This window comes from Nocardia alni, from assembly GCF_019038435.1.
In the GTDB taxonomy this organism is placed as follows: Bacteria; Actinomycetota; Actinomycetes; order Mycobacteriales; family Mycobacteriaceae; genus Nocardia; species Nocardia alni.
Map to the genome: position 1 here is coordinate 1 of NZ_JAGPOX010000241.1, position 8,027 is coordinate 8,027.

Annotated in this window: 4 protein-coding genes and 1 pseudogene; 4 read left to right on the forward strand and 1 reads right to left on the reverse strand. The window is 66.7% G+C overall.

Annotated features, from left to right (window positions below):
* From JZ791_RS42715 to JZ791_RS45785, 4 genes and pseudogenes are all read left to right on the forward strand, one after another.
* Positions 1-3,567: multifunctional oxoglutarate decarboxylase/oxoglutarate dehydrogenase thiamine pyrophosphate-binding subunit/dihydrolipoyllysine-residue succinyltransferase subunit (locus JZ791_RS42715; RefSeq protein ID WP_216903443.1), on the forward strand; the 3,567-nt coding region annotated here is incomplete at its 5' end.
* A 317-nt stretch (positions 3,568-3,884) separates the two neighbouring features.
* Complete coding sequence (locus JZ791_RS42720; protein WP_216903445.1) at positions 3,885-4,583, forward strand: PadR family transcriptional regulator; 699 nt, start codon at positions 3,885-3,887, stop codon at positions 4,581-4,583.
* Positions 4,584-4,682: 99 nt separating this feature from the next.
* Positions 4,683-6,131: pseudogene (locus JZ791_RS45780) on the forward strand (DHA2 family efflux MFS transporter permease subunit); the annotation flags it as partial.
* A 129-nt stretch (positions 6,132-6,260) separates the two neighbouring features.
* Positions 6,261-7,079 (forward strand): MSCRAMM family protein, encoded by an 819-nt coding sequence (locus JZ791_RS45785; protein WP_254207329.1) that lies wholly within the window; start codon positions 6,261-6,263, stop codon positions 7,077-7,079.
* A gap of 33 nt (positions 7,080-7,112) precedes the next feature.
* On the opposite strand, the gene JZ791_RS42730 is transcribed toward JZ791_RS45785, so the two are convergent.
* Positions 7,113-8,027 (reverse strand): molybdopterin-dependent oxidoreductase (locus JZ791_RS42730; RefSeq protein WP_216903449.1); only part of this gene is annotated, 915 nt, incomplete at its 5' end.

Here is an 8,027-nt window from a genome sequence, read left to right on the forward strand (position 1 = left end):
GCCCCGGCCCCCGCGCCCGCCGCACCGAAGCTCAGCGCCCCGGCCTCGGCCGCCGCGGCCCCGCCGCAGGCGCGCACACCGCAGACCACCCCGGCCCCGGCGTCCAACGCCCCGGCCGCCGCAGCAGCGCCGAAGGCCGCCACGGAGACATCGCGCGGCTCCGCCGCGGTGGCAGACGCCTCCCAGGTGCTGCGTGGTCCCGCCGCCGCGATCGTGAAGAACATGTCGGCGTCGCTGACCATCCCCACAGCGACCAGTGTTCGCGCCATCCCGGCCAAGCTGATGATCGACAACCGTCTGGTCATCAACAACCATCTGGCCCGCACGCGCGGCGGCAAGATCTCCTTCACCCACCTGCTGGGCTACGCGATCGTGCAGGGCGTCAAGTCCTTCCCGAACATGAACCGGCACTACGCCGAGATCGACGGTAAGCCGAACTCGGTCACACCGGCCCATACCAATCTCGGCCTGGCGATCGACCTGCAAGGCAAGAATGGCAGCCGCACCCTCGTGGTCGCCGCCATCAAGAACTGCGAGACGATGAACTTCGCGCAGTTCCACACCGCCTACGAAGATGTCGTGCGCCGCGCCCGCGACGGCAAGCTCACCACCGACGACTTCACCGGCGTCACCATCTCGCTGACCAACCCGGGCACCATCGGCACCAACCACTCGGTGCCGCGCCTGATGCCGGGCCAGGGCACGATCGTCGGCGCGGGCGCCATGGAGTACCCGGCCGAATACCAGGGCATGGCCGACCAGCAGCTCGCCGATCTGGGCATCGGCAAGCTGATGACGTTGACCTCCACCTACGACCACCGCATCATCCAGGGCGCGGAGTCCGGTGATTTCCTGCGCACCGTGCACCAGCTGCTGATCTCCGACGAGTTCTTCGACGAGGTCTTCCACGGCATGGGCGTGCCGTACGAGCCCGTGCGCTGGCGCAAGGACATCAAGGAACGCGGCGTCGACAAGAGCGTGCGCGTGCAGGAACTCATCGCCGCATACCGCAACCACGGCCACCTGATGGCCGACACCGATCCGCTGCGCCTGGTGAAGGACAAGTTTCGCAGCCATCTGGATCTGGACGTCACCCAGCACGGCCTGACCCTCTGGGATCTGGACCGGGAATTCAACGTCGCGGGCTTCCACGGCCAGGAGCGGATGAAGCTGCGCGATGTGCTATCCGTGCTGCGCGACGCGTACTGCCGCCACATCGGCGTGGAGTACACCCACATCCTGGATCGCGAGCAACTGCAATGGATCCGGGACCGGGTCGAGCAGAAGCACGAGAAGCCCACGGTCGCCGAGCAGAAGTACATCCTGTCCCGGCTGAACGCCGCCGAGGCCTTCGAGACCTTCCTGCAGACCAAGTACGTCGGTCAGAAGCGGTTCTCGCTGGAGGGCGCCGAGGCCGTCATCCCGATGATGGACTCGATGATCGACCAGTGCGCCGAATACGCCCTGGACGAGGTCGTCGTCGGCATGCCGCACCGCGGCCGCCTGAACGTGCTGGCCAACATCGTCGGTAAGCCGTACTCGCAGATCTTCACCGAGTTCGAGGGCAATATGAACCCGGCCGCCACCCACGGCTCGGGCGATGTGAAGTACCACCTCGGCGCGCACGGCACCTACATCCAGATGTTCGGCGACAACGACATCGCGGTGTCGCTGACCGCCAACCCGTCGCACCTCGAGGCGGTCGACCCGGTGCTGGAGGGTCTGGTCCGCGCCAAGCAGGACCTGCTCACCAAGGAGGACCTGGTCACCAAGGGCGAGGAGGCGCGCACCTTCTCGGTCGTCCCGCTGATGATGCACGGTGACGCGGCCTTCGCCGGTCAGGGCGTCGTCGCCGAGACCCTGAACATGTCGGGCCTGCGCGGCTACCGCGTAGGCGGCACCCTGCACATCGTGGTGAACAACCAGATCGGCTTCACCACCGCCCCGGAGAACAGCCGCTCGACCGAGTACAGCACCGATATCGCGAAGTTCATCGGCGCACCGGTCTTCCACGTGAACGGCGACGACCCGGAGGCCTGCGACTGGGTGGCCCGCCTGGCGGTGGACTATCGCGAGCGGTTCCACCAGGACGTCGTGATCGACCTGATCTGCTACCGGCGTCGCGGCCACAACGAGGGCGACGACCCGTCGATGACCCAGCCGTACATGTACGACGTCATCGACACCAAGCGCAGCGTTCGCAAGTCCTACACCGAGGCCCTGATCGGCCGTGGTGACATCTCGATGAAAGAGGCCGAGGACGCCCTGCGGGACTTCCAGGGCCAGCTCGAGCGGGTCTTCAACGAGGTGCGGGAGCTGGAGAAGTACCCGCCGGAGGCGAGCGAATCGGTCGAGCAGGAGCAGACCGTCCCGGGTACCGTCGTCACGGCCGTGGACAAGTCTGTGCTGCAGCGCATCGGTGACGCGTTCCTGAACGTGCCCGAGGGCTTCAGCGTCCACCCGCGCGTCAAGCCGGTGCTGGAGAAGCGCCGCGAGATGGCGTACGAGGGCAAGGTCGACTGGGCGTTCGCGGAACTGATGGCCTTCGGCACGCTGATCGACGAGGGTCGCGCGGTGCGCCTGACCGGTCAGGACTCCCGCCGCGGCACGTTCTCGCAGCGGCATTCGGTCGTCATCGACCGCAAGACAGGCGCGGAGTACACCCCGCTGCACAACATCGGCAGCGCCAACCCGGGCTGGTTCGCGGTGCACGACTCGGCGCTGTCGGAGTATGCGGCGGTCGGCTTCGAGTACGGCTACTCGCTGGGCAACCCGGAAGCGCTGGTGCTGTGGGAGGCGCAGTTCGGCGACTTCGTCAACGGCGCGCAGTCGATCATCGACGAGTTCATCTCCTCCGGTGAGGCCAAGTGGGGCCAGCTGTCCGAGGTCGTGCTGCTGCTGCCGCACGGTCACGAGGGCCAGGGTCCGGACCACACCTCGGGCCGGATCGAGCGGTTCCTGCAGCTGTGCGCCGAGGGTTCGATGACGGTCGCGGTCCCCTCGACCCCGTCGAACTACTTCCACCTGCTGCGCCGCCACGTGCTCGACGGCATCCGCCGTCCGCTGATCGTCTTCACCCCGAAGTCGATGCTGCGCAACAAGGCCGTGGTCTCCAACGTCGAGGACTTCACCGACAACAAGTTCCGTTCGGTGCTCGAGGAGCCGACCTACGAGTCGGGTGACGGCGACCGCACGAAGGTCAAGCGCATCCTGCTGACCAGCGGCAAGCTGTACCACGAGCTGGTCGCGGAGAAGGCCAAGAAGAGCCGCGACGATGTCGCCATCGTGCGCATCGAGCAGCTCTACCCGATCCCGTCCTACCGGCTCAACGAGAAGCTGTCGACCTACCCCAACGCGACCGATATCGCGTGGGTGCAGGAGGAGCCGGCCAACCAGGGCGCCTGGCCGTTCTTCGGGCTGAACCTGCCGGAGATCCTCCCCGACCGCTTCACCAAGCTGCGCCGCATCTCGCGCCGCGCCATGTCGGCCCCGTCCTCGGGTTCGGGCAAGGTGCACGCGGTCGAGCAGGCCGAGATCATCTCGGAGGCATTCGCGCCGACGGTCTGACCACACCGGGTTCCGCCACTGCGCCGGACCGAAATACGCTCTTGCCGAGCGTGTTTCGGTCCGGCGCAGTCGTTGGCGGGGCAGTCCGCCACAGTGGTGTCGAGGCGAACGCGGGGAGATGCCGCCCTCGTGTGGTCCGCGGTCTCACGGCGATGCCATCCCCCCGCTCGGTTGTGACGGCGCTCATTACTCCTTGCCCGACCATTGTTCCGCGTCGTATATTCGGCGTGGAATATTTGGTGCGGAACATGTCGGCACCCCTCAGTACGGTAACGAATGGGAACCGAGGGGCCGAGGCGATGAAGGGGTGACCAGCAATGGACAAGCGGGCGAGTGCCACCGTCACGCCGCTGGCGATCGCGGTGCTCTCGCTGCTGGAGGAGCGCCCGATGCATCCGTACGAGATGTATCAGCTGATGCTGCATCGCCGGGAGGACTACCTGGTCAAGGTCCGGCCAGGATCGCTCTATCACACGATCACCCGGCTGGCCGAACAGGATCTGGTACAGGCCGAGGGCACCGACCGGGCCGGTAACCGGCCCGAGCGCACCACCTATCGGATCGGCCCGGCGGGCAGCGCCGCGCTGCGCGAGCGGATCGCCGAGATCATCCACCGGCCCGTTCCCGAATACCCGATCTTCCCCCTGGCCATCGCCGAGGCGCACAATCTGCCCGCGGACGAGGTGATCACACTGCTCACCGAGCGCATAGGCTTACAGGGCGACAGGCTCACCGAACTCGACGCGTTGCTGACCTGGCTACCCGCCAACGCCGTGCCGCGCCGGTACTGGATAGACATCGAATACCTGCGCGGTCAGCTCGACACCGAGCTCACCTGGCTGCGACGCATCAGGTCCGAGTTGAGCGAAGGCACGCTCGAATGGGAGCAGTTCAGTCCCGAGGGTGTGCGCATCACCGACGATATCGACGATCTCGGTTCCGACTGGGGCGCGGCCGTCACCGACGACGTGCTCGCCCAGTTACGGAAGGGCGGTGCGAATGCTGACGCCCCGTGACGCGCGCACGCGCCCAGACCTCCGACGCCGCGCGATTCATTCGACATTCACACGATCGCCCGATGCGATCGACACTTCCCGAGAAGGAATCAAAACCTCATGACTACCCAACGCAACCCGTGGCTAGGGCTATACGCGCTGGTCGTCGGCTTCTTCATGATCCTGCTGGACATGACCATCGTCGCGGTCGCCAACCCGACGATCATGAACGACCTGCACACCGACATGACCAAGGTCATCTGGGTGACCAGCGCGTACCTGCTCACCTACGCGGTACCGCTGCTGGTCACCGGACGCCTCGGAGATCGCTTCGGCCCCAAGAACCTCTACCTGGTCGGCCTGGTGGTCTTCACCCTCGCATCGCTGTGGTGCGGCCTGTCCGGCAGCATCAACATGCTGATCGCGGCGCGCGCGGTGCAGGGCCTGGGCGCGGCGCTGATGACACCGCAGACCATGGCCGTGATCACCCGTACCTTCCCGCCGGACAAGCGTGGCGCGGCGATGGGCCTGTGGGGTGGCGTAGCCGGACTGGCCACCCTGGTCGGTCCTATCCTGGGCGGTGTTCTGGTCGATCAACTGGGCTGGAACTGGATCTTCTACATCAACGTCCCGATCGGCGTCGTGGCCTTCGCGCTGGCGGTGTGGCTGGTGCCCTCGCTGGAGACGCATGAGCACAAGTTCGACTTCGTCGGCGTCGTACTCTCGGCCCTCGGCATGTTCCTGCTGGTCTTCGGCATCCAGGAGGGCAACGCGCACAACTGGAACGGATGGATCTGGGGCTCGATCATCGCCGGCGTGGTGATCCTGGCGCTGTTCGTGGTCAACCAGTTCCGCAACACCGGTGAGCCGCTGGTGCCGATGCGCCTGTTCCGCGACCGGAACTTCGCGCTGTCGAGCGTGGCGATCGCGGCGATGGGCGCGGCGATCACCGCGATGATGGTGCCCACGTACTTCTACCTCGAAGCGGTGCGGGAGTATTCGCCGACCCGGGCGGCACTGGTCTTCGCGCCGATGGCGATCATCACCGGTCTCACCGCGCCGTTCATCGGCAAGATCTCCGACCGGATGCCGCCGCGGATCATTCCGACCATCGGTTTCGCACTGTTCGCGGCATCGATCTTCGGTTTCGCGACCTTGATGAAGCCCGACGGCTCGATTGTGGCGTTCATCGTGATCGGCGGCGTCGCCGGACTGTCCAACTCCTGCATCTGGGCGCCACTGGCCTCGACCGCGACACGCAACCTGCCGATGGAGCTGGCCGGCGCCGGCGCCGGCGTATACAACACGACCCGGCAGATCGGCTCGGTCCTGGGCAGCGCGGTGATCGCCGCGCTGATCTCCAACCGGATGGCCGCCCAGCATCTCAGCGGCGGCAGTTTCTCCGAAGGCTCGAGCACGACGAAACTTCCGGCATTCATCGTGCACCCGTTCAGCACCGCACTGAGTCAATCGCTCTATCTCCCGGCCGCGGTCCTACTCATCGGTGTGATCGCCTCGGCTCTGTTCGTCACAGCCAAGCGCGACACGCCCGCACCCGGCTCTCCCGGGGCCGAGGGGCTACCGATCGGCGGAGTAACGGGTCCCGGCGCCACAGCGGCGCGGATCGCCCCGGTCGATCAGGTAGCCGAGCGAACCGTCGACACAGCGCCAACGGTCACGGCGGAGCGAAACGGAGCTATGACCGGAGGCGAACAAACACTGTCGGTACGGGTACACCGGGAAGATGGACATCCGGTATCGGGCGCGGCGCTCACGCTGATCGATCAACACGGGCAGCAGGTCGCCCGCACCGCGAGTGGCGACGACGGCGTTTACCACATCGCGACACCGGTTGCCGGGCAGTACGTGCTGATCGCCTCGGCGAGCGGGCATCAGCCCACCGCGATCACCGTCATCGCCGGTGACCACCACACGCGGTGGGAGCTGATCCTGCGCGGAAACGGTGAGCTGTCAGGTGTGGTCACCGCCGGTGAGGGAGAGCCGCTGGCCGGGGTCACGATCACACTCACCGATCCGCGCGGTGAGGTCGTTACCGCCGCGGTGACCGGCAGCGACGGCGCCTACACCGGCCAGGGCACAGTCGCGGGGACCTATACCCTGGTCGCGGTGGCCGAGGGCCGACGGCCACACGCCACGACCTTGACCATTCCCGAATCGGGCACGCTGCGCTACGACATCGAGTTGGCGACGGAAACGGTACTCAGCGGCCGGGCCTGGTCGGACGCGGACGTGGTCGTCGACGCACAGGTATCTGTACTGGATTCGGCCGGTCGGGTGGTGGACTCGGTGTTCACCGACAGCGAGGGCCACTACCGCATCCTGGATCTGCCCGCAGGCGACTACACCGTGGTAGCGCGTGGATATCCGCAGGTCAGCAGTGAGGTGTCTATCAGAGGAGTGGATAACACCCACGATGTGAATCTCGGTTACACCCCCGGGGCCCGGCCCGCCGAATTCAGTGGCATCCGCTATGACGGCGCGGGCGATCGGTCTTGAGCCAGGCCGGCCGCGCTACCGCAGGAGGGTGTATCACCCCGCCCGGACGGTGATCGACGGATAGCCCGACGCACCGTCCGGGACGACGTCCGCGACCTCGGAGGTTTGGACTTGGCCGGTGGCGTCGGTGGCGCGGGCGCGGATGGTGTGGGTGCCGGGTGTGGGGGTCCAGTCGTAGGCCCATTGGCGCCAGGTGTCGATGGACGGGTCGGCGGCCAGGCGGGCCGGCTGCCAGGGGCCGTTGTCGATTTGGATCTGGACCGCGTTGATGCCGCGGTGCTGAGCCCAGGCGACACCAGCCACGGTGACCGGCCCGGACGAGACGCTCGCCGCGTCCTTCGGGGTGTCGATACGGGTGCCGGTCTTGATGGGGCCGCGTTCGGACCAGCCGCGCTCGGTCCAGTAGGCCCGCGCGCGATCGAATCGGGTGATCTCGATATCGGTCACCCATTTGGTGGCCGAGACGTATCCGTACAGGCCGGGCACGACCAGCCGGACCGGATATCCGTGTTCGATGGGCAGCGGCTGGCCGTTCATACCGATCGCCAGCATGGCGTCGCGGCCGTCGGTGACCGTCGCCAGCGGACTGCCCGCGGTGAAGCCGTCCACGCTGCGGGACAGGACCATATCGGCGTCCGGATGCGGTCCGGCCTCGGTGATCAGTTCGGCCAGGGAGTATCCGAGCCAGCGGGCGTTGCCGATCAGGTCACCGCCCACCGGGTTGGACACACATGTCAGCGTCACCAGCCGTTCAATCGGCTGGCGCGCCTTCAGATCTGCGTAGCTCAACCGGATTTCGCGGTTCACCATGCCGTGCACACGCAACGACCAGGTCTCGGCGCTGACCTGCGGAATGATCAGCGCGGTATCGATGCGATAGAAGTCACCGTTGGCGGTGAGGTAGGGGGTCAGGCCCGGAATGCGCAGGTCTGCGGCGGGATCCACGGG

Excerpts from the sequence above, each read along its gene's own strand:
- JZ791_RS42720 (WP_216903445.1), top strand. The coding sequence starts at position 3,885 with ATGGACAAGCGGGCGAGTGCCACCGTCACGCCGCTGGCGATCGCGGTG.
- JZ791_RS45785 (WP_254207329.1), top strand. The coding sequence starts at position 6,261 with ATGACCGGAGGCGAACAAACACTGTCGGTACGGGTACACCGGGAAGAT.